At 62.9% G+C, this 21316-nt stretch carries 18 protein-coding genes and 1 riboswitch; of the genes, 4 read left to right on the top strand and 14 right to left on the bottom strand.

Translation table 11 applies throughout. The annotated features are described in order from the left end of the window. Window positions 1-3: 3 nt before the first annotated feature. Window positions 4-768, bottom strand: a complete 765-nt coding sequence (locus tag FBAL_RS05095) for a hypothetical protein (protein ID WP_148226705.1) — start codon at window positions 766-768, stop codon at window positions 4-6. Between the two features lie 329 nt (window positions 769-1097). Here FBAL_RS05095 and FBAL_RS05100 point away from each other — a divergent pair, with 329 nt between their 5' ends. Further along, the gene (locus FBAL_RS05100) at window positions 1098-1865 is read left to right on the top strand and encodes a hypothetical protein (protein WP_013344500.1); all 768 of its coding nucleotides are present in this window, start codon (window positions 1098-1100) and stop codon (window positions 1863-1865) included. Window positions 1866-1917: 52 nt separating this feature from the next. Here the strand turns inward: FBAL_RS05100 and pepT are convergent, their stop codons facing one another. The 12 genes from pepT to hutW form a co-directional block, all read right to left on the bottom strand. Then, window positions 1918-3141, bottom strand: coding sequence for a peptidase T (gene pepT / locus FBAL_RS05105; protein ID WP_013344501.1), 1224 nt, complete (start codon window positions 3139-3141; stop codon window positions 1918-1920). Between the two features lie 94 nt (window positions 3142-3235). Next, window positions 3236-4186, bottom strand: a complete 951-nt coding sequence (locus tag FBAL_RS05110) for a hypothetical protein (RefSeq protein ID WP_013344502.1) — start codon at window positions 4184-4186, stop codon at window positions 3236-3238. Window positions 4187-4289: 103 nt separating this feature from the next. Further along, window positions 4290-4955, bottom strand: coding sequence for a CoA transferase subunit B (locus tag FBAL_RS05115; RefSeq protein ID WP_013344503.1), 666 nt, complete (start codon window positions 4953-4955; stop codon window positions 4290-4292). Between the two features lie 17 nt (window positions 4956-4972). Then, window positions 4973-5674 (bottom strand): CoA transferase subunit A, encoded by a 702-nt coding sequence (locus FBAL_RS05120; protein WP_013344504.1) that lies wholly within the window; start codon window positions 5672-5674, stop codon window positions 4973-4975. Window positions 5675-5676: 2 nt separating this feature from the next. Continuing rightward, a complete protein-coding gene (locus FBAL_RS05125; protein ID WP_013344505.1) occupies window positions 5677-6597 on the bottom strand; it encodes a hydroxymethylglutaryl-CoA lyase in 921 nt (306 codons plus the stop codon). After that, window positions 6594-8543 carry an acetyl/propionyl/methylcrotonyl-CoA carboxylase subunit alpha gene (locus FBAL_RS05130; RefSeq protein ID WP_013344506.1) on the bottom strand — a complete coding sequence of 650 codons (1950 nt, stop codon included), beginning with the start codon at window positions 8541-8543 and terminating at the stop codon, window positions 6594-6596. Before FBAL_RS05130 ends, FBAL_RS05125 begins: the two co-directional genes overlap by 4 nt. After that, window positions 8540-9325 carry an enoyl-CoA hydratase-related protein gene (locus FBAL_RS05135; protein ID WP_013344507.1) on the bottom strand — a complete coding sequence of 262 codons (786 nt, stop codon included), beginning with the start codon at window positions 9323-9325 and terminating at the stop codon, window positions 8540-8542. Before FBAL_RS05135 ends, FBAL_RS05130 begins: the two co-directional genes overlap by 4 nt. A gap of 3 nt (window positions 9326-9328) precedes the next feature. Next, window positions 9329-10936 carry a carboxyl transferase domain-containing protein gene (locus FBAL_RS05140; protein WP_013344508.1) on the bottom strand — a complete coding sequence of 536 codons (1608 nt, stop codon included), beginning with the start codon at window positions 10934-10936 and terminating at the stop codon, window positions 9329-9331. Between the two features lie 59 nt (window positions 10937-10995). Then, window positions 10996-12159, bottom strand: coding sequence for an isovaleryl-CoA dehydrogenase (locus tag FBAL_RS05145; protein WP_013344509.1), 1164 nt, complete (start codon window positions 12157-12159; stop codon window positions 10996-10998). Between the two features lie 51 nt (window positions 12160-12210). After that, window positions 12211-12603 (bottom strand): MerR family transcriptional regulator, encoded by a 393-nt coding sequence (locus FBAL_RS05150; RefSeq protein WP_013344510.1) that lies wholly within the window; start codon window positions 12601-12603, stop codon window positions 12211-12213. Window positions 12604-12727: 124 nt separating this feature from the next. Then, window positions 12728-14473 carry an ABC transporter ATP-binding protein gene (locus tag FBAL_RS05155; RefSeq protein WP_245544396.1) on the bottom strand — a complete coding sequence of 582 codons (1746 nt, stop codon included), beginning with the start codon at window positions 14471-14473 and terminating at the stop codon, window positions 12728-12730. 127 nt (window positions 14474-14600) lie between these two features. Continuing rightward, window positions 14601-15950 (bottom strand): heme anaerobic degradation radical SAM methyltransferase ChuW/HutW, encoded by a 1350-nt coding sequence (gene hutW / locus FBAL_RS05160; protein ID WP_013344512.1) that lies wholly within the window; start codon window positions 15948-15950, stop codon window positions 14601-14603. 213 nt (window positions 15951-16163) lie between these two features. On the opposite strand from hutW, the gene FBAL_RS05165 reads away from it, so the two are divergent. Further along, window positions 16164-18071, top strand: a complete 1908-nt coding sequence (locus FBAL_RS05165) for a propionyl-CoA synthetase (protein ID WP_013344513.1) — start codon at window positions 16164-16166, stop codon at window positions 18069-18071. Window positions 18072-18136: 65 nt separating this feature from the next. Here the strand turns inward: FBAL_RS05165 and FBAL_RS05170 are convergent, their stop codons facing one another. After that, window positions 18137-19027, bottom strand: coding sequence for a 1,4-dihydroxy-2-naphthoate polyprenyltransferase (locus FBAL_RS05170; protein WP_041251190.1), 891 nt, complete (start codon window positions 19025-19027; stop codon window positions 18137-18139). Between the two features lie 181 nt (window positions 19028-19208). Between FBAL_RS05170 and FBAL_RS05175 the strand changes: the two genes are divergently transcribed. Both FBAL_RS05175 and tesB read left to right on the top strand, forming a co-directional pair. Further along, a complete protein-coding gene (locus tag FBAL_RS05175) occupies window positions 19209-20111 on the top strand; it encodes an SDR family NAD(P)-dependent oxidoreductase (protein WP_013344515.1) in 903 nt (300 codons plus the stop codon). A 60-nt stretch (window positions 20112-20171) separates the two neighbouring features. After that, window positions 20172-21047, top strand: a complete 876-nt coding sequence (gene tesB / locus FBAL_RS05180; protein ID WP_013344516.1) for an acyl-CoA thioesterase II — start codon at window positions 20172-20174, stop codon at window positions 21045-21047. A 172-nt stretch (window positions 21048-21219) separates the two neighbouring features. Further along, a riboswitch (glycine riboswitch) is annotated at window positions 21220-21312 on the top strand. Window positions 21313-21316: the final 4 nt, after the last annotated feature.

A 21316-nucleotide genomic window follows, 5' to 3' on the forward strand; every position in this document is an offset into this window, starting at 1 on the left:
CCATCAGTAGCGGAAGTCCACCACCATGTTGAGAAAGGTTTCGCTGTGGTTTTGCGTGGATTGGTGGGGCAAGTGGCCGTCAAACCGGGTGTTGGCGTAAACCAGTTCCAGGGTAAAGCCAAGACTCGCCTGAAATCGGTATTCCGTTGCCAGGTTGGCGCCCCAGATTTGCCCGTCGGCCTCCATCGTTTGGCTCAATGTCGGGGCCTCCGGGTAGCCTTGCCATAATCCCCGGGCCTCACCAAACCGGTAGTAGGGGCCACCATAGACTAACCTGCCAGCGCGGGGGCGGTAGCCGATGATCCAGGCCAGATCATAGAGCGCCAGTTTGGCGCGCCAGAGGTCGGATTCGCCGTCACTGCAAAAGGCGCAGTACGTTGACTCATCACTGTCAAACCGCTCCGTGGCCAGACTGATGGCCTGAGACCAGTTGCCGACGTCGGAGAACTCCGCATATTGCCCGGCAAACTGGTATTTGAGGCTGTATCGGGTTGCCTGGCCGGCGGCGGCGACCCCGAACTCGATACCATGGCCCAGGCTCAACCCGATTCGGCCCAGGAGGTCGCTTTCCCGCTCCTTGAGCACCACCTCGTTCTGCAGCGGCACCTCCCGCTGGTTGACCTGGCCGAGGCCGATATTGGGGCGTAACGGGCGGGCGTCCACTTCGGGGCGATCCATGCGGAAGTGCTGAGGGGTAAATGAGACGGTGGTGGCACATCCGGTCAGCATCAGGCCGCATACCATCATCCATCCAAATCGCCACATCATTCTCTCCTTGCTGAGCGATGCTGGCACCGATATGGCACCCGGTTTGGTCTAGAGAAAAAGGGCGACCAGAAAAAGCCAAAACCGTTAGGGATGGAACCGTTTTCGGGCAGACCGGGGAGAAAAGAGGGGCAGGCATTGCTGTTCGACTGATTCCGCCTGGATAAATGGGCAGACGCGTGAGGGCCGGCCGTTTCAGGCGCCGCCTTACGCCAAGCTGTGATGACACTTCTCTATGGAGAAAGGAAATGAGCGGTACGTGGTGGTGTTGATGAATGGGGCTCGGCATACTCAGGCGACACATTGAAATGGTTGAGCTAAGGATGGCGAGAATGTGTAAAAAGCTCGGATTAATCGGTGTATTGATGCTGTTGTTGAACGCCTGCACCACGGTGGTGACCGTCACCCCACAGCACTACCGTATGGATCGTCCGGAAGTGGATAGCCGGTCATTTCGTCCCAACCTGGCGCTGGGGATAGCCGCCAGCGAGACGATGGCGCTGGAGGAAAATCGGGATTCTGGAGGCAATAGCCTTTATCCGTTGGGGCGGGTCGGCCTGAGTCTGGGGCATGGCGCCGAGTTCAGTGTCGCGATGGTGGATAATGCCATGCGCTACGCCGCCAAGTGGCAGTTTCGCGGCCAGCGCGCCGAGCAATCGGAAGCGGGTAACTGGTCACAAGCGCTGAGTCTGGCGGTGGAGCTGTCCGACAGCGAAGATGCGGTCAGTTGTCACTACTGGTGTGGGCTTCCGAGAGAGACCGCCTGGAATGCGGATCTGGCACTCTATGACCTGGCCTGGATCTTCGGCTACCGTCCAGAGCGGGGCTGGTTGCTCTATGGCGGTCCCTACTATCGTGTGGGGAAGGTGGATGGCCACTGGCATCATAAAGAGGGCGATGTCGTGACGGAGCGGCGCATCCGCAGTGATGGCGAGATCTACGGAGCCAACCTGGCACTGGAGTACCGTTTCGGATTTGGACTGGGGCTGACGGTGGAGGGGATCTACGCCACCACGCGCTTTGACAGCTTCCGGGCAGGTGAACCCCGGCAAAGCCAGTCCGATGCCTTTCTCAATTTCTTAGTGGATTACCGTTTTTAACCGGCAATAACGACATTGGGCCCCGCACTGCGGGGCCCAATGGTTTGGTGTATCAGCCGTAACGCTGTGCCGTCAGCTGGCACAAGCGGACAATCACCTTCACCGCCTTTTCCATCCCCTCCAGCGTGATGTACTCATGCTTGCCGTGGAAGTTATCACCGCCGGTAAAGATATTGGGGCAGGGCAGGCCCTTGTGGGACAGCACGGCGCCGTCGGTGCCGCCGCGGATCGGCTTGATGATGGGCTGCACATCGCAATCCACCATCGCCTCACGGGCCAGCTCGATAATGTGCGCGTGGGGCTCCACCTGAGTTTTCATATTGCGGTAACCCGCCTCCCACTCCAGTCGGCAGGGATGACCCTGGGCTTCCAGCTTCGCCACCAGCTGTTCCAGCAACTGGCGACGCCCGGCCAGACCGGCCTCTTCAAAATCGCGGACGATGTAGTGCAGGCTGGCCTCAGCGGTGCCGCCGTTGATCGCCACCAGATGGAAGAAGCCCTGATAGCCCTCGGTGGTTTCCGGAGTCTGGTCGGTGGGCATCTGGGCGTGGAACTGAGTCGCCAGCGTCAGCGCGTTAACCAGTTTGCCCTTGGCGCTGCCCGGGTGGACCGAATTGCCGGTGATGATGATGCGGGCGCTCGCGGCGTTGAAGTTTTCATACTCCAGCTCGCCCACCGGGCCGCCGTCGACGGTGTAGGCCCATTGGGCATCGAAACGGTCCAGATCAAAGTGATCAGCCCCCCGACCAATCTCCTCATCCGGGGTAAAACCGATGCGGATGGGGCCATGTTCAATCTCCGGGTTGGCCTGCAGGGTGGCGATGGCGGTCAGGATCTCGGCCACCCCCGCCTTATTGTCTGCACCCAGCAGGGTGCGGCCATCGGTGGTGATCAGGGTTTGTCCCTGCAGCGCCTTGAGAGCCGGGTACTGCTCCGGGTCCAGGCGATCGCCCTGGCTGCCCAATACCACGGCGTGACCATCGTAGTTGGGGATCACCTGGGGACGCACATCCCGACCGCTGGCGTCCGGGGCGGTATCCAGATGGGCAATAAAGCCGATGGCCGGCACCGGCTTATCGGTATTGGCGGGCAGGGTGGCCATCAGGTAGCCGCGCTTATCGAGGTGGACGTCGCTCAGCTCCATGGCGGTCAGCTCCTCATAGAGGGCTTTGGCCAGCACCATCTGACTCGGGGTGCTGGGGCAATCCTGGCTGTTGGCGTCGGACTGGGTATCGAAGGTGACGTAACGCAGAAAGCGGTCGAGCAAGCGGTTCATGATGGCCTCAAAACAACAGGGGGAACCGACCATTATGGGGAGCCGGGCGCGCTGCGAGCGCGCGCGGGATCACAAAATTGCGAGGCGCGCTGCATCAGGGAGAGGCGGAGGCCGACGGGGGTTCGTGGGCTATGTCGAGCCCGAAGTGCTGTTTCAGAAAGGGCTCAGCCGCCCGCTGTACCTTGATCAAGGGCCCTAAGGCGAGCTCGAGATGGTGCAGACCGGACAGCACCCGCTCGTTGCTCGCCGGTTCAGCCGGGGCGGGGGCCAGGGGGTCACGGTCGCTGTAGAGGGCAAAATAGGGAGCGGGGCTGCGGTGTAACCACGTTTGCCCATTGATTCCGCTGTGCCCACTCTGCTCCGCCAGATTTTGTGCCGCCTCGCGAAGCGAAGCGGTGGGCACCAGGTGGGCATACCAGGGCACCGGAACGTACCCCACGCTGCTGGCGGTGGCCGTGGCAAAGTCACCCATGGGGGCGATGGCCAGCAATCGGGTGGGGCGGTCACTGTGACGAATCAGCTCTACCGCCGGGATCACCCCCATTGAGATACTGACCACCAGGGTTGGCTGTTCTGTCGCCGGTTGAGACGCCAGCCACTGTGCCGCCAACCGGGCATTCGTCAGGCCAAAATCAAAAGGGTCGGACTGGCTGGGGCCCGCCAGCGCGGTGCAGTCAAATCCTAACGAAGTCAGCCACATGGCGTAGAAGCCTGATGCCATCAGGTCGGTGCTATGGCCGCCAATCAGCAGCGCTTTGGGGGCGTCGGCACGAGGCTCCGGCATCGACAGAATCTGTGATGCTCCGTTCAGGCTCATGGTGATTTGGGGCAGTCGTTCGCCATCGCTGAGCAGCATCGGCCAGTGCAACAGGGGCAGGCACTGTGTCTCCTGGCACCACTGTTCAACCCGGAAAAAGGAATCGGTGCTGGATTTGAACTCGATATAATCGCCCAGGACCGGGACGGGCTTGCTCAAATGCTGCTCCACCAGGGCGGTGCAGCCGCTCAGCAGCAGTAACAGGGCTGGGATAAGGGCACGTAACATTCGGTTAAATTAGCGGTTTTGATGCCAGGGGGAAATGGCGGGGGGACGCATTGGAGTGAGCCGGAATTTGCAATGGCACCCGAAGGTGCCATTGCTGTGGGGGTCAGCCGTTGGTGAACTGCATCTCTGGCACGTGCTCCGGTACCACCAGTTCGCCACCGGTTTTGGCGACGATCTCCTCGACGCTGACACCGGGGGCGCGCTCCACCAGGTGGAACCGGCCGTCACGGATCTCGATGTAGGCAAGGTCGGTCACCACCTTGTTGATGCAGCCGGCGCCGGTCAGCGGCAGGGTGCATTGGGGCAGCAGCTTGGAATTACCGTGTTTGTCGGCGTGGGTCATGGTGACAATGATGTTGTCGGCTCCGGCCACCAGGTCCATGGCGCCACCCATTCCCTTTACCAGTTTGCCCGGGATCATCCAGGAGGCGATGTTGCCGTGCACATCCACCTCGAAAGCGCCCAGTACGGTCAGGTCAACGTGACCGCCGCGGATCATGGCGAAGGATTCCGCTGAGTTGAAGATGGACGCGCCGGTGATGGCGGTGACGGTCTGCTTGCCAGCGTTGATCATGTCGGCGTCCACCGCGTCCTCGGTGGGGAAGGGGCCCATGCCCAGCAAGCCGTTTTCCGATTGCAGCATCACCTCCATGCCCTCGGGCACGTAGTTGGCCACTAAAGTGGGGATGCCGATGCCAAGGTTGACGTAGTAACCGTCCTGCAGCTCCTGCGCCACCCGCATGGCCAGCTGTTCTCGACTGAGTGCCATGTTGCTCTCCTTATTCGTTACGCCGGGCGCACTGTGCGCTGTTCAATCCGTTTTTCAAATTGGCCCTGGATCACCCGATTCACGTAGATGCCAGGGGTGTGGATCTGGCTGGGGTCCAGCTCGCCGGGTTCGACAATCTCTTCCACCTCCACCACGGTGATCTTGCCCGCAGTGGCGGCCATCGGGTTGAAGTTCTGGGCGGTGTGGCGGTAGATGACGTTGCCATAGCGGTCCGCTTTCCAGCCCTTAACGATGGCAAAGTCACCGGTGATGGAGCGCTCCAGAATGTAGGGCCGGCCATCAAACTCGCGCACCTCTTTGCCCTCGCCGACCGGGGTGCCGTAACCGGTGGCGGTAAAGAACGCCGGGATACCGGCGCCGCCGGCGCGCATCTTCTCCGCCAGGGTGCCCTGAGGGGTCAGTTCCACCTCCAGTTCACCGGACAGCAGCTGCTGTTCAAACAGCGCGTTCTCGCCCACGTAGGAGGCGATCATCTTCTTGATCTGGCGGTCTTCCAGCAGCAGCCCGAGACCGAAGCCGTCCACCCCGGCGTTGTTGGACACCACGGTCAAACCGCGGGTGCCCATCTTCTTAATCTGGCCAATCAACCCTTCGGGAATGCCGCACAGGCCAAAGCCGCCGGCAATGATGGTCATGCCATCGCTCAGTTCGGCCAGCGCTTCTTCGTAGCTGCCGACCACTTTATCGAATCCAGACATCCTTACTCTCCGCTTGCTGATTGGGTCTGACACCGGCCGGTGAGGGCCTGTGCCACTTTGGAGCCATTGGGGCGGCCCAGCCGTTGGCTGATCTGATTGCCCGCCAACACCAGGGCGTCAAGCTCCACGCCGTGGCGGATCCCGAGGCCATTGAGCAGGTAAACCAGATCCTCCGTGGCCAGGTTGCCACTGGCGCCCGCCGCATAGGGGCAACCGCCGAGACCGGCCACTGCGCTGTCGATGGTGCTGACGCCCAGCTCCAGGCAGGCCGCCACATTGGCCAGCGCCTGACCATAGGTATCGTGAAAATGCAGGGCCAGGGCGTTCATCGGCACCCGCGCCGCCACCGCTTCCAGCATCGCCACCGCCTTATCCGGGGTGCCGATGCCGATGGTGTCGCCCAGGGAGATCTCGTGACAGCCCATGGCGTACAGCGCGTGTGCCACCTCCGCCACCTTGGCCGGTGCCACGGCCCCTTCGTAGGGGCAGCCCAGGACGCAGGAGACGTAGCCGCGCACCCGGATATCGGCCTCTTCCGCGGCCACCATCACCGGCTCAAACCGGGCCAGGGATTCGGCCACTGAGCAGTTGATGTTCTTCTGGCTGAACGCTTCGGAGGCCGCACCGAACACCGCCACCTCCTGAGCCCCCGCCGCCTCGGCGGCTTCAAAGCCGCGCAGGTTGGGGGTCAGGGCGGAGTAGGTTACGCCGGGGCGGCGTTCAATGCGCTCAAACAGCGTGTCGGAACCGGCCATCTGCGGCACCCACTTGGGGGAGACAAAGCTGCCCGCCTCAATCTGTTTCAGGCCAGTGGCGGAGAGCGCGTTAACCAGCGCAATCCGATCCTCCAGGGTCACTGCCGCTTCGTTCTGCAGGCCGTCACGGGGGCCCACTTCGACGATTTTGACTTCCCGTGGCCTCATGCTTCAGCCTCCAGGGCCACCAGCGCCGTACCATCGGCCACCTGAGCGCCTTCGGCAAAGGGCAGGGCGGTGACGGTGCCGTCAAACGGCGCGCTGATGGTGTACTCCATCTTCATCGCTTCCATCACCACCAGGGCCTGACCGGCGCTGACCGCATCCCCCACGTTGACCAGATTGGCCACCAGGGTGCCGTTCATCGGTGCTTGCAGGGCTTGATCGGCATCGCCCTGGCTCTGTTCACCCTGATGGGTGACCTGGGCGAAGCGCAGCGGGCCGCCGGGCAGCAATACGGTGATTCCCTGCTCGTCACGGTGGCAGGGCCAGGATTTCAGGTGGCCGTTAAGTTCCAGGCGCAGGCGGTTGCGGCAGGGCACCTGAGCCAGCTGCACGGTGTCGCCGTTGTGCTCGGTGGTCCAGCCATGGTCGGCGGCGGTCAGCAGGATGGGGTAGTGTTCGCCGTGTTCATCTTCGAGCAGCAGCTGGGCCCGGGCCGGGGCGTTGAGGCGCCAACCCAGCGGCACATCGCCGCTATCACCCTGCTGCAGCAGCGCCAAAGCCACGGCCCAGGCGGCAGGCCAGGCGTCCTGGCTCGGTGCCAGCAGGGCGTCGCTGTGTTGTTCGATAAAGCCGGTGTGCAGATCCGCCGCAGCAAAGGCCGGGTGGTCGGTGATGCGGTGCAGGAACGGCAGGTTGGTGGTGATGCCCGCCAGCTCACATTGGCCGAGGGCCTGAACCATGCGGCGGATCGCCATCAGGCGGTCATCGCCAAAGCTGATCAGCTTGGCGATCATCGGGTCGTAGTAGGCGGTAATCGCGTCGCCCTCGATCACCCCGGTGTCGACCCGCACCCCATCCCCTTCGGGCCAGCGTAGGCGTGCCAGGGTGCCGGTGGCCGGCAGGAAGTCCCGCTGGGGATCTTCCGCGTAGAGGCGCACTTCGACCGCGTGGCCCTGCACTTTGATCTGCTCCTGACGCAGCGGCAGCGGTTCACCGGCAGCTACCGCCAACTGCCAGGCCACCAGGTCCTGGCCGGTCACCAGCTCAGTCACCGGGTGCTCCACCTGCAGGCGGGTGTTCATCTCCATAAAGTAGAAACGGCCCTGCTCATCCAGCAGGTATTCGACGGTGCCCGCACCCAGGTAGTTGATGGCCTGAGCGGCTTTGACCGAGGCTTCCCCCATCTCCGCCCGCAGGGCATCAGAGAGGCCCGGTGCCGGCGCTTCTTCCACCACCTTCTGGTGGCGACGCTGGATGGAGCAATCCCGGTCGGACAGGTACACCACATTGCCGTGGTCGTCCGCAAACACCTGCACCTCAACGTGGCGTGGCGCGGTCAGGTAGCGCTCCAGCAGCAGTTGGTCATTGCCAAAGGCGCTTTGGGCTTCCCGTCGGGCGGTGGCCAGGGCAGCGCCCAGTTGCTCCGCTTTCTCGACGATGCGCATCCCTTTACCACCGCCACCGAAGGCGGCTTTCACCAGCAGCGGGTAGCCAATCTTGTTGGCTTCTTCGGTCAGCCTTTGGTCGCTCTGGTCGTCGCCGTGGTAGCCTGGCAGCATTGGTACGCCCGCTTTGGCCATGATCGCCTTGGCGGCGCTTTTGGAACCCATCTTGGCGATGGCGTCGGCGCGGGGACCGATAAAGGCGATGCCCGCGTCGGCGCAGGCCTGGGCAAAGTCGGGGTTTTCCGACAGAAAGCCGTAACCCGGGTGAATGGCGTCGGTGGCGCTGGCTTTGGCCACCGCCAGCAGGCGCTCGGTATCCAGATAGGAGAGGCGGGCTTCTGCCGGGCCAAGGCGAAACGCCTCATCCGCCAGGGCCACATGGCGGGCGTGACGGTCGGCGTCGGAGTACACCGCTACAGTGGCGATGCCCAGGCGACGACACGTGTCGATGACCCGGCAGGCGATCTCGCCTCGGTTGGCGATCAGCACTTTCTTAATGTTCATTCGGCCTCCTGCCATTGGGGGGAGCGTTTGTCGAAGAAGGCCTGCAGGCCCTCCTGGCCCTCCGGGCTGACCCGTACTTCCGCGATGCGGCGGGCGGTCTCTTCGCTCAGGGTGTCATCGATGGGGGCGTCGGCCACATGGGCCAGCAGCGATTTGCAGGCACGCAGCGCCTGGGGGCCATTGCTGAGCAGGGCGTCAATCAACGGCTGGGCGGCATCGGCGGGGGTGTCCGCCAGTTCGTGCACCAGCCCCAGTGCGTGGGCGCGCTGGCCATCAAAGCGCTCTGCGGTCAGGGCATAACGGCGCATCTGGCGCAGGCCGATGGCGCGGCTGACGTAGGGGCTGATGGCGGAGGGGATCAAACCCAGTTTCACCTCGGAGAGGCAGAACAGGCTGTTGGGCTGTGCCACCACGATGTCGGCGCAGGCGATCAGGCCCAGTGCCCCGCCAAAGGCGGCGCCCTGTACCAGTGCCACCACCGGAATCGGCAGTTGATCGAGCCGCTGCATCAACAGCGCCAGCTGGCGGGCATCGGCCAGGTTGGCGTCGGCGTTCATGGCGGCCTGGGCCTGCATCCAGCCCAGATCAGCACCGGCGCAGAAGTGTTTGCCGTTGGCGTCCAGTACCAGCAGGCTCAGCGCGTCGTCAGCGGCGACGCTGGCCAGGGCATCCAGCAGCTCGGCGATGGTCTCGGCGTTAAAGGCGTTGTGCTTATCCGGCCGGTTCAGGGTCAGCCGGGCCAGGCGGCCCTGCTGAGTCAGTTCAATGTATTGGTAGGCCATGGTTTACATCCTGAACACGCCAAAGCGGGTGGGGGTGGCCGGGGCGTTCATCGCCGCTGACAGAGCCAGGCCCACCACATCGCGGGTTTGGGCCGGGTCGATAATGCCGTCATCCCAGAGTCGGGCGCTGGCGTAATAGGGGTGACCCTGGCGCTCATACTGCTCGACGATGGGGGCTTTAAAGGCGTCCTGTTCGGCCTGCGGCCACTCAATCCCCTTCTTGGCTAGCTGGTCGGCTTTGACCTGGGCCAGCACGTTCCCGGCCTGCTCGCCCCCCATCACCGAGATGCGGGTGTTGGGCCAGCTCCACATCATGGTGGGGTCAAACGCGCGGCCACACATGCCGTAGTTACCGGCACCGTAACTGCCGCCAATCACTACCGTGAACTTTGGCACCGTGGCACAGGAGACGGCGGTCACCAGCTTGGCGCCGTGTTTGGCGATCCCTTCATGTTCGTACTTCTGCCCCACCATAAAACCGGTGATGTTCTGCAGGAACAGCAGCGGAATGCCGCGCTGGCAGCACAGCTCGATAAAGTGGGCGCCCTTCTGGGCGGACTCGGAGAACAGGATGCCGTTGTTGGCCAGGATGCCGATGGGGTAACCGTGCAGGCGGGCAAAGCCGCACACCAGGGTGCTGCCGAAGCGGGCCTTAAACTCATCAAAATCGGAGTCGTCCACCAGGCGGGCGATCACTTCCCGCACCTCGAAGGGCTGCTTCAGGTTGGTGCCGACGATGCCGTACAGCTCGCGGGCATCGAAGCGTGGTGCTTTCACCTCGGCCCGGGCCACCGGGTTGGCTTTCTGGTGATTCAGGCGGGTGACGGCCTGACGGGCCAGTTGCAGGGCGTGCTGGTCGTTGTCTGCGAGGTGGTCAGCCACCCCGGAGATCTCGGTGTGAACCCGGCCGCCGCCAAGGTCTTCGGCGCTGATCTCTTCGCCGGTGGCGGCTTTGACCAGCGGCGGGCCAGCCAGGAAGATGCTGGCCTGCTCCTTGACCATGATGGACTCATCGGCCATGGCGGGCACGTAGGCGCCCCCGGCGGTGCAGAGGCCCATCACCACGGCGATCTGCGGGATCCCTTCGGCGGACATCTGGGCCTGGTTAAAGAAGATGCGACCAAAGTGGTCCCGGTCCGGGAACACCTCATCCTGACGCGGCAGGAAGGCGCCGCCGGAATCCACCAGGTAGATGCAGGGCAGGTGACAACGACGGGCGATCTCCTGGGCCCGCAGGTGCTTTTTCACCGTCAGCGGGTAGTAGGTGCCGCCCTTCACGGTGGCGTCATTGGCGATGATCATGCACTCAACGCCGCTGACCCGGCCAATGCCGGCAATCACCCCGGCGGCGGGCACGTCGTCTTCGTAGCATTCGAACGCGGCCATCTGGCCGATCTCGAGGAAGGGGGCGCCCACATCGAGCAGCTGCTCAACCCGCTCACGGGGCAGCAGTTTGCCCCGGCTGGTGTGGCGTGTCCGGGCGGTTTCACTGCCGCCGGGCAGAATGGCATCGAGCTTGGTCTTGAGGTCTGCGACCAGCTCGGCCATGGCGTCATGGCGCAGCCGGAAGGCACCGTCATGAACATTGATGGTGGAGTGCAGTTGGGTCACGGTCTGGTTCCCTGTCTTAAACGACTGGCAGGGCCGGCCTGAGACCGGCCCGGTACGGATCAGCGGATCTCGTTCATCAGTTCCCGGCCGATCAGCCAGCGGCGGATCTCCGAGGTCCCGGCGCCGATCTCATACAGCTTGGCGTCACGCAGCAGGCGTCCGGTGGGGTACTCGTTGATGTAGCCGTTGCCGCCCAGAAGCTGGATGGCATCGAGGCTGATCTGGGTGGCCAGCTCGGCACTGTAAAGAATCGCACCCGCGGCATCCTTGCGGGTGGTTTCACCACGGTCGCAGGCGGCGGCCACGGTGTAGACGTAACTGCGTGCGGCGTTGGCGCGGGTGTACATGTCCGCCATCTTGCCCTGCACCAGCTGGAAGTTGCCGATGGCCTGGCCGAACTGCTCGCGCTGGCCAACGTAATCCATCACCGCATCCATGGCGGCGGCCATGATGCCAAGAGGGCCGCCGGACAGTACCACGCGTTCGTAGTCGAGGCCGCTCATCAGCACCTTCACGCCGTTGCCTTCGCCGCCAAGAATGTTCTCGGCGGGGACTTCGCAGTCTTCAAACACCAGCTCGCAGGTGTTGGAACCGCGCATGCCCAGCTTGTCGAGTTTCTGGGCCTGGCTAAAGCCGGGGAAATCGCGCTCGACGATAAAGGCGGTGATGCCTTTGGAGCCCGCGTCTGGGTCGGTTTTGGCGTAGATGACATAGGTGTGGGCATCCGGACCGTTGGTGATCCACATCTTGTTGCCGTTGAGGATGTACTTGTCGCCCTGTTTGCGGGCGGTCAGTTTCATCGACACCACGTCAGAACCGGCGCCAGGCTCGCTCATGGCAAGGGCACCAATGTGCTGGCCGCTGACCAGCTTGGGCAGGTAGCGGGCTCTCTGGTCATCGTTGCCGTTTTTGACGATCTGGTTGACGCAGAGGTTGGAGTGGGCGCCATAGGAGAGCCCGACTGAGGCGCTGGCGCGGGAGATCTCCTCCATCGCCACTACGTGGGCCAGGTAGCCCATGTCGGCGCCGCCGTACTGCTCCGGCGCGGTGATGCCCAGCAGGCCCATCTCGCCCAGTTGCGGCCACAGTTCGTTGGGAAAGGCGTTTTCCCGGTCGATGTCAGCGGCCCGTGGGGCGATCTCGCCCTGAGCAAACTCCCTCACTGCATCGCGTAGCATGTCCACGGTCTCACCGAGACCGAAGTTGAATCGTCCTAGATACATTCGCTTCTCCCCTTGTGCGAATCGGCCCGCCTGGCCTTTGAGCGATGATTATTATTTTTGGATCGCTTCCAGGGCCTGGCGGCATTGGTTTTCTGCGGAGGTGAGTTCCATCATGATCACCTTGATGTCATCCATCTGCATCTGCAGGTCCCGCTTCTTCTCCTCGATCAGGTCCAGCATGGTGTGCAGCTGGGTCTGACTGGAGCGGTCGGCGTCGTACAGCTCAAACAAGCGGCCGGTTTCCGCCAGCGAAAAGCCCAGGCGTTTGCCACGCAGAATCAACTTAAGGCGAACCCGGTCCTGCAGGCTGTAGATCCGGGTCTGACCCCGGCGCTTCGGCTTGAGCAGGCCCTGATCCTCGTAGAAGCGGATGCTGCGGGTGGTGATATCAAACTCCCGCGCCAGCTCACTGATGGAGTAGGTGGCTTGTGAACCTTTGGTCATGGTGTTCCTATACGGATGACATTTTTTGTCACCATATATGAAGTTTACGTAAAGGTAAAGTTGGGCCCCTGGGGCGTGGGGCAAAGGGCGGGCTGGCGCGGCCTGCGTGGCCGCGCAGTGAGGCTCAGTTGACCTGCAGGTTGCCGTACAGGGTCTGGTAGAGGCCTTCGTGCCGGATCAGTTCGCTGTGGTGACCGGACTGGGTCACCTTGCCGTCCTCCAGCACGTAGATGAGGTCCGCCTGTTTTACCGCGGACAGGCGGTGCGCCACGATAAGGGTGGTGCGACCGGCCAGTGCCTGATTCAGCGCTTGGTGCAGCGCCGCCTCGGTTTGTGGGTCAAGTGCTGAGGTGGCTTCGTCCAGGATCACCAGATCCGGATCGGTCAGCACCATGCGGGCGATGGCCAGGCGTTGGCGCTGACCGCCGGAGAGCCGCACGCCGTTTTTGCCCAATGGCGAGTCCAACCCGTCGGGCAGCGCGGCAATCACCTCCCTGAGCTGGGCGACGGTCAGAGCCTGCCACAGCTGCTCGTCACTGAAGCGGGGGTCGCCTAACGTCAGGTTCTGGCGCAGGGTGTCGTTAAACAGCGCCGGGTGCTGCAACACCACCGACATCCGCTCCCGCAACGCTTCGTAGCCCACCGCCTCGATCGGGGCACCGTTAATCAGGATATCGCCGGAGGATTTCTGGTAGATCCCCATCAGCAGCTGGATAAGGGTGGACTTGCCGCCACCGGACGCGCCCACCAGGGCCACCCGCTTACCGGCCGGAATGGTCAGGCTGAGTTTCTGCAGCACCTGCTGTTCGTCGTTGTAGGCAAAGCACAGGTCGCGAATGGTGACCTCCACTTTGCGGTCTGGGGTAAAGGGGTTGATGGTGGCGCGGGGACGGTTCTCCTCTTCCAGCTGCAACAGGCTGTTGAGGCGGCTGATGGCGGCGGAAGCGCCGTACCAGGCGTACTGGATCCCCAGCAGCTCCTGCACCGGGGTGAGCATAAACCAGAGGTAGCCGAACACCGCCAGGATCTGGCCAATGGTGAGGTCACTGAACAGTACCATCACCAGGGCGGCGGCCCGGAACACCTCAAACCCCAGCAGGAACATCAGGAAGGAGGTGCGGCTGGCGGCTTCTGAGCGCCAGGCAAAGCGGTCAGCGTCGTGGCGGATCCCTTCGGCGTCCTGCTTCAGGGTGTCGAGATAGGCCCGTTCGCGGTTGGCGGCGCGGAGCTGGTACAGGCCGTCGAGGGTTTCCACCAGACGCTGCTGGAAGCGCTCAAAGGTCTGGTTCTCCTTACTCTTCAGTTGGCCCACATGCTGGCCGAGCTTTTGGGACAGGTAGATGATCACCGGGTTAAGCAGCAGGATAAACAGCCCCAGACGCCAGTCCAGCCACAGCAGCACAATGGCGATCCCCACCACGGTCAGTACGCCGACGATCAATCGGCTCAGGGTTTCACCGACAAAGCGGTCGATGGTTTCGATGTCGGTGACCAGCAGGGAAGCGACGCCGCCGCTGCCGCGAGCCTCGTACTGACTCATGCTGATGCGGCCCAGTTTGTCCAGCATCGCCTGGCGGATCCGGCAGGTCAGGGATTTGGCCACCAGGGTGAACTGCCGGCTCTGCAGGATATTGAGCGCCTGGCTGCTGCAGCGCATCAGGATCACCAGCACCAGCACAATGCCGATGTAGGTGACCGGCTGCTGCCAGCTGGCGGGCAACACCTCATTCATGGCGTGCAGCAGGGTGCCGGGCTGGTTCAGCAACACCTCATCCACCAACAGGGGCAGCATCAGGGGAATGGGCACGCTGATCACCGTGGCGACGATGGCGATCAGGTTAGCGGCCAGCAACCGCTTTTTGTGTGTCATCGCCTGCTGGACAATCCAGCGTGGCGTCAATGAGGTCAGGGTTGGGTGTGGCAAATAATCCTCCTGATGAACGCGGTCGTGCCCGGTTCCGGGGCGCGACGCCATATTAAGATTGGCTCTGTTAAGCCTAGGCGGCCTGGTGTTCAGAACGCAGGGTAATCACGCTGCGGATCAGGTTTTGGGCCAGGGTGACCGACCAGAACTGGCCCGCCAGAGTCAGCACCAGGTAGTCCGGCTCCAGGGTCACCAGCCCGTTGTCCTGCCAGGCCCGGAACAGAGGTAACAAAGTCGGGTACAGGTCGTCACCGGCCACCCGCTCAAGGGCACGGCGGGACAATACGCCATGATCAAATGCCGCTTTGATGTGACCCTGCAATGCCTGACCGGCGGGGGCTCGCAGCAGCATCGGTACCGGGTAGCGTTCGGCGTGAATCGCGTCGAGGTAATCCTCCATCTTGCGCGTCTGCATCATCTGCAGGCCAGCCACGTTGCCACCGCCCCCGGCGCCCAGCGGCAGGATCTCGGCGGTGGTTTTGGCGAGGCTGTTGTAGAGGCTGCGCTCGCGGTTATCCCGGGCCCAGTGATTGATGCTGAGGCGCCGTTGGTGATGGATGGCCATAAAGCGCACACCCTGTTCAAACATCGTGGCTTTGGTGGCGGTATCCGCGGGCGGTGGCAGCTTGCCCTGCTCAACCTGTCGGTGCATCGGCAGTCCCTGCATGTCGATAAGCTGGTAGAGGTCAACGCCGTGGGCCCCGCTCTCCAGGTAGTCCGCCAGATCCTGCTGCCAGACCTCCAGGCTTTGATGTGGCAGCCCGTAAAGCAGGTCAATCACGATGGGGGCACTGTTGTAGGCCACTATCTCCTGGATCCGGCGCATCACCACATCACCATCGTCGAGCCGCCTGGCAGCCCGCCGTACCTGGCTGTTGAAACTCTGCACGCCAAAGGAGAAACGGTTAAAACCGCCGGCGAGAGCGGACTCAAATTTGGCCCGGTCGAAGCCATTGACGCGCCCCTCCAGAGTGATTTCGCAATCCGGCGCCAGTGGGAAGTGCTGGCGCAGCATCTGCCCCAGCTGCTGTAACTGAGTGGCGCTCAGATCGGTGGGGGTACCACCACCGATGTAGACCGCCTGAAAGGGAGCCGCCTGACTCCAGGGCTGCGCGGCCTTGTGCCGGATCTCCCGACACAGCGCATCGAAATACTGGTCTATCAGCGACTGGCTGGAGGCGTACTGGAAGAAGTTGCAGTAACTGCAGCGCACGCGACAGAAGGGGATATGAACGTACAGGCAGCGTGTGTCCCCCGGCTGTCCGGCGCCATCCAGTGCTTGTTGCAGGGCGGTTTGAACCTGGGAACCGGGTACGACCTCGCTGTCGCTGCCAGCGTGGGCGCCGTGTTTGCGGGCAAAGGCGTATCTCAGAGGGTCGGGGGTGGATTGACCGACCAGTTGGGGGTCGTTCAGGTCGAGCATGCTGGCTCCCTATTGCCGATGAACCGATTGGGTAGGCGCACTCTACCAAAAGAGAATCGTAGTGCAAATGAGAATTAATTGCGTTAGTTGATCTGGCGCAGGCTGAGCACAACCCGCAAGCGGCATCAGTAGCCTTAGGTCTAATGGGGCTTTGCCATTACCCCTGCTAAAAAAACCGGGACAGGCACAGCGTCGTGTCGAAAGGAGGCAAAGATGACGTCTATCCGGGCATTGCAGCAACGCGCCAAGATCGAACCCCAAGAATTCTGGGCCGAAGCCGCCGAAGGCATCCACTGGGACCAACCCTGGCAGCAGGTGCTGGATGACCGTGCGGCGCCGCTCTATCGCTGGTTCGACGGGGCCATGATCAACACCTGCTATAACGCCGTTGACCGCCACGTTGAGGCGGGCTTTGGTGATCAGGTGGCGATCCACTACGACAGCCCGGTGACCGATACCGCCTACGCCATCACCTATGCCGAGTTGCAGGCTCAGGTGGCGCGGCTGGCGGGGGCGCTGCGGGCCCAGGGGGTGGAGAAGAGCGACCGCGTCGTCATCTACATGCCGATGGTGCCGGAAACCGTATACGCCATGTTGGCCTGTGCCCGCCTCGGTGCCATCCACTCCGTGGTGTTTGGCGGCTTTGCCGCCGCGGAGTTGGCGACCCGAATTGACGACGCTTGCCCGAAGCTGGTGCTGTCCGCCTCCTGCGGCATTGAACCCTCCGGTGTGGTGCCCTACAAGCCGCTGCTGGATAACGCCCTGGAGCTGGCTCAGCATCCGGTTGAGCGCTGCCTGATCCTGCAACGTCCGCAATGCAGTGCGGTCCTGCATGAGGGGCGGGATCTGGACTGGCACCAGGCCCAACATGGGGTGGAACCGGCCGACTGTGTGCCGGTCGCCGCCACGGATCCGCTCTATATCCTCTACACCTCCGGCACCACCGGTACCCCCAAAGGGGTGGTGCGGGACAATGGCGGCCATGCGGTGGCGCTGCACTGGTCGATGAAAGCGATCTACGACATCGACCCGGGGGACACCTTCTGGGCGGCGTCCGATGTGGGCTGGGTGGTGGGTCACTCCTACATCGTTTATGGCCCGCTGCTGGCCCGCGCCACCACCGTGCTTTATGAAGGCAAGCCGGTGGGCACGCCGGACCCCGGCGCGTTCTGGCGGGTGATTGAGCAGTATCAGGTCAAAAGCTTCTTTACCGCCCCCACCGCCATCCGCGCCATCAAGCGGGAAGACCCCAATACCGAGTACCTGCAGCGGTACGACATCAGCACCCTCAAAGCACTCTATCTGGCCGGTGAGCGTTGTGATCCGGACACCCTGAACTGGGCGATGGACACCCTTAAGGTGCCGGTGGTGGATCACTGGTGGCAAACCGAAACCGGCTGGGCCATCTGCGCCAATCCGCTGGGTATTGAACCGTTGCCCATTAAGGCCGGCTCTCCGTCCCTGGCGGTGCCGGGTTACCAGGTGGAGGTGCTGGATGAGGAGGGCAACCCGATGGCCGCCGGGCAGAGTGGGGCGATCGCCATCCGCCTGCCGTTGCCACCGGGCACCCTGCCTACGCTGTGGGGCAATGATCAGCGTTACATCGACAGCTACCTGAGCCGCTATCCCGGCTACTACCTGACCGGCGATGCCGGCTATCAGGATGAGGAGGGCTACCTCTACATCATGAGCCGCATCGACGACATCATTAACGTGGCAGGCCACCGCCTCTCCACCGGTCGCTTCGAGGAGGTGCTGGCGCAGCATCCGGCAGTGGCGGAAGTGGCGGTGATCGGCGTTGCTGACAAGCTCAAAGGGCAGGTGCCGCTGGGCCTGGTGGTGCTCAAATCCGGCGTTGAGCTTGGCGAGGATGAGCTGTATCAGCAGCTGATTGCGCTGGTGCGTAAGGAGATTGGCCCGGTGGCGGCGTTTAAGCTGGTCAGCGTGATCAACAAACTGCCGAAAACCCGCTCCGGCAAGATCCTCCGTGGCACCATGCGCAAGATGGCAGACAATCAGGACTACGTTGTGCCCGCCACCATCGAAGACCCGGCGGCGCTGGACCTGGTGCACAACACCCTGGTGCGACTGGGCTACGGCAAGGGACGGGTGACCGGATAACCGGCGATGACAAACAAAAAACGCCGCTCATTTGGGCGGCGTTTTTGCGTTTAGCGCGAATGGGCTCAGGCCATCCAGCGGGCCAGGATCAGGCCCAGGCTGCACAGCAGGCTGTATACCAGAGTCAGCTGGGCGGTACGGCCCAGCAGCGGGTTCAGGGCTGCGCCTTCGGTTTGCTCAAACGCACTGGCCAGCTTCACGGCCATAGGCGCGGCGATGGCCGCCAACAGCACGGTCTGTCCCGGCAGGGCACCCAGCAACCAGGCTACGGTGATCATCAGGAAAGGCAGCAGCACCAGCGCACGGTACAGCATTCGGGCACTGTGCTGGCCGATGCGCACGGCCAGGGTGCGTTTGCCCGCTTCGGTGTCGGTGGCGATATCGCGGGTGTTGTTCACCAGCATGATGGCCGCGTTATACAGACCCAGGGCGGAAGCCAGCAGCCACGCTGGCAGGTCGGTGTGACCGGTCTGGATAAAGTACACCCCCACCACGGCCACCAGACCGAAGTAAACAAAGGCCGCCACCTCACCCAGCCCCAGTGACGCGATGGGGTAGGGGCCGCCGGAGTAGCCCAGCGCCCCGGCCACCGCCAGCGCCGCCAGCACCGCGATGGGCCAGCCGCCGACGTAGATCAGATAGAGGCCGACCGCCACCGCCAGTACCAGGCTCAGTGCCATGGCATTGCGCACGGCCGTAGGGGCCAGCAGGCCCGCCTGAGTCACCCGGGTCGGGCCCAGGCGCGCTTCGGTGTCGACGCCGCTTTTAAAGTCGAAGTAGTCGTTGGCCAGGTTGACGCCAATCTGCAGCAACACGCCGCACAGCATGGCACAGCCCGCCACCAGCCAGGAGAACTGGCCTTGATACCAGGCCAGCACATTACCGAGCAACAGAGGGCTGATCGCCGCGGGCAAAGTTCGGGGGCGGATCGCCATGAGCCAATATTGGAATTGCATTGATAACGCAGTTGAAAAAAAACAGGTACGCGAAGTGTACCTTGTCGGCACACAAAAGACTCCGATCACCCTCACGGAGGTTTCCAAGCAGCAGTAATACCCTTTGCACGGAGGATCACAGAAATTTCTCCCACCATGAGCCACAGTGACCGGACAATCACTCAAGGAAAGGCATCTAAACGTGATTCAATTTGTCGACCAGGTGATTCTGGTTACTGGCGCGGCCCGGGGATTGGGTCGTGCTTATACGCTGGCGCTGGCGGAGCGCGGTGCCCATGTGGTGGCGCTGGACTCCGGTTGCGATACCGATGGCGAGGGACGTGATCCGGCCTTTCTCGAGGACGTGATCGAGCTTGCCCACGATATGGGGGCCGAGGTGATTGGCCACTGTGTCGATGTGCGCGACCCGGAAGCCCTGCAGCAGGTGGTACAGGATACCCTCAAGCGTTTTGGCCGGATTGACGGCCTGGTTTGCAACGCCGGGGTGCTGATCTGCCAGGAAGAGCTGGGCACCGACCTGGGCCTGTACCGCCGCCATATGGATGGCAACTACTTCACCACGCTGGCCAGCATTCAGGCGGTCTGGCCGGTGATGCAGGCGCAGGGCTACGGTCGCATTATGGTGACCTCCGGCTTCTCCGCCCTGTACGGCGATGACCGCATGGCCGGTTACGCCGCCTCCAACGCGGCCAATCTGGCACTGGTGCGTAGCCTTCACGTCAAAGCCAACGAAGCGGGGATCCGCATCAACGCCCTGTGTCCGGCCTGCTACAGCCGCCTTTCCAAACGCTGGGTCCTGCCGGAGCAAGCGGATGAGATGACGCCGGATACCGTGGTGCCAGCGATGTTGTGGCTGATGTCGCGACGGGCCCCCAACGGCGAGGTGATCACCGCTGGCGGTGGCCACTACGCATTGGCGGGCGTGCAGGAGGGGGTGGGATTGCGGCTGGAGCCGGCGGAGCGTCGTCCGGAAACCCTGGCGAGCCTGTGGCCCAACCTGAAGTCCAGCCCGAAAACCCAGAGTTACGACAGTTTCGCCCAGCGCCTGGCCCGCACCATGCGCAGTGTCATCGAGGGGCGCTAGAAATTCGGCGGATTTGCCAGTAGCGTATTGCCTCTTGTGCTCACTGAAGTGGAATACGCGATGTCAGATACGCTTAATCGCCTGCTCGGGATCCTGTCCCTGGAGCAACTGGAAGATGGCCTGTTCCGTGGCCAGACCCTGGACCTGGGCTTTGGTCACCTGTTTGGTGGCCAGGTGCTGGGCCAGGCCCTCAGCGCCGCCAAGGAGACCGTGGCGGCAGAACGCTCGGTTCACTCTTTCCACTCCTACTTCCTTCGCCCCGGCGACCTGTCCCGTCCGGTTCTCTACGAGGTGGAGAGCCTGCGCGACGGCGGCAGTTTCAGCGCCCGCCGGGTCAGTGCCATTCAGCACGGCCGCCCGATCTTCTACATGACCGCCTCCTTTCAGGGAGAGGAGCCCGGGTTTGAACACCAGGATCCGATGCCCCAGGTGCCCGGCCCCGAGGGGTTGCCCAATCAGCATGACCTGGCCAAAGTGCTGGCGGACAAACTGCCCAAAAGCCTGATGGAGCGCTACCTGGATAACGCCGCCATCGAGATGCGCCTGGTGGAGCAGATCGACCCGTTCCGGCCCAAGGCCAGCGAGCCGCGCCGTTACGTCTGGATGCGCACCCAGGGCAAGCTGCCGGATGACCCGCGCCTGCACCGCTACCTCCTGGCCTACGCCTCTGACTTCAATTTCCTGGTCACTGCGCTGCAGCCTCATGGCCTGTCCTGGCTCGACCCGCGCCTGAAGGTTGCCACCATCGACCACGCCATGTGGTACCACCGCCCGTTCCGCTTTGACGAATGGGTGCTATACGCCATCGACAGCCCCAATGCCACCAACAGCCGTGGCCTGGTGCGGGGCCAGTTCTTCAATCAGAAGGGGGAGCTGATCGCCAGTGCGGTGCAGGAGGGTTTGATGCGCCAGCAGAAGAAAATCCCCAAAGTGTGAAACACATCACCACCGTGCCCCATTGCGGCACGGCGGTTTTTTGTTACATTGCCTCTCCCCGCCTTTCACAAGCGGGGAACTCGGATGAAGGTATCAGGAGAGTGGTGGCCCAGCCGCCCGCCGAAGAAGTAAATCTTTCAGGCGTCGGGAGTTCCCGATGAGGACTGTTACTGGACGAGCCTCTGGAGAGATCCATTGATTTGGACGCCGAAGGCGCAAGCGGCTATGCCGTGAAACGCTCAGGCAAAAGGACAGAGGTGCTGAATACC

The organism is Ferrimonas balearica DSM 9799 (assembly GCF_000148645.1).
Classification (GTDB): Bacteria; Pseudomonadota; Gammaproteobacteria; order Enterobacterales; family Shewanellaceae; genus Ferrimonas; species Ferrimonas balearica.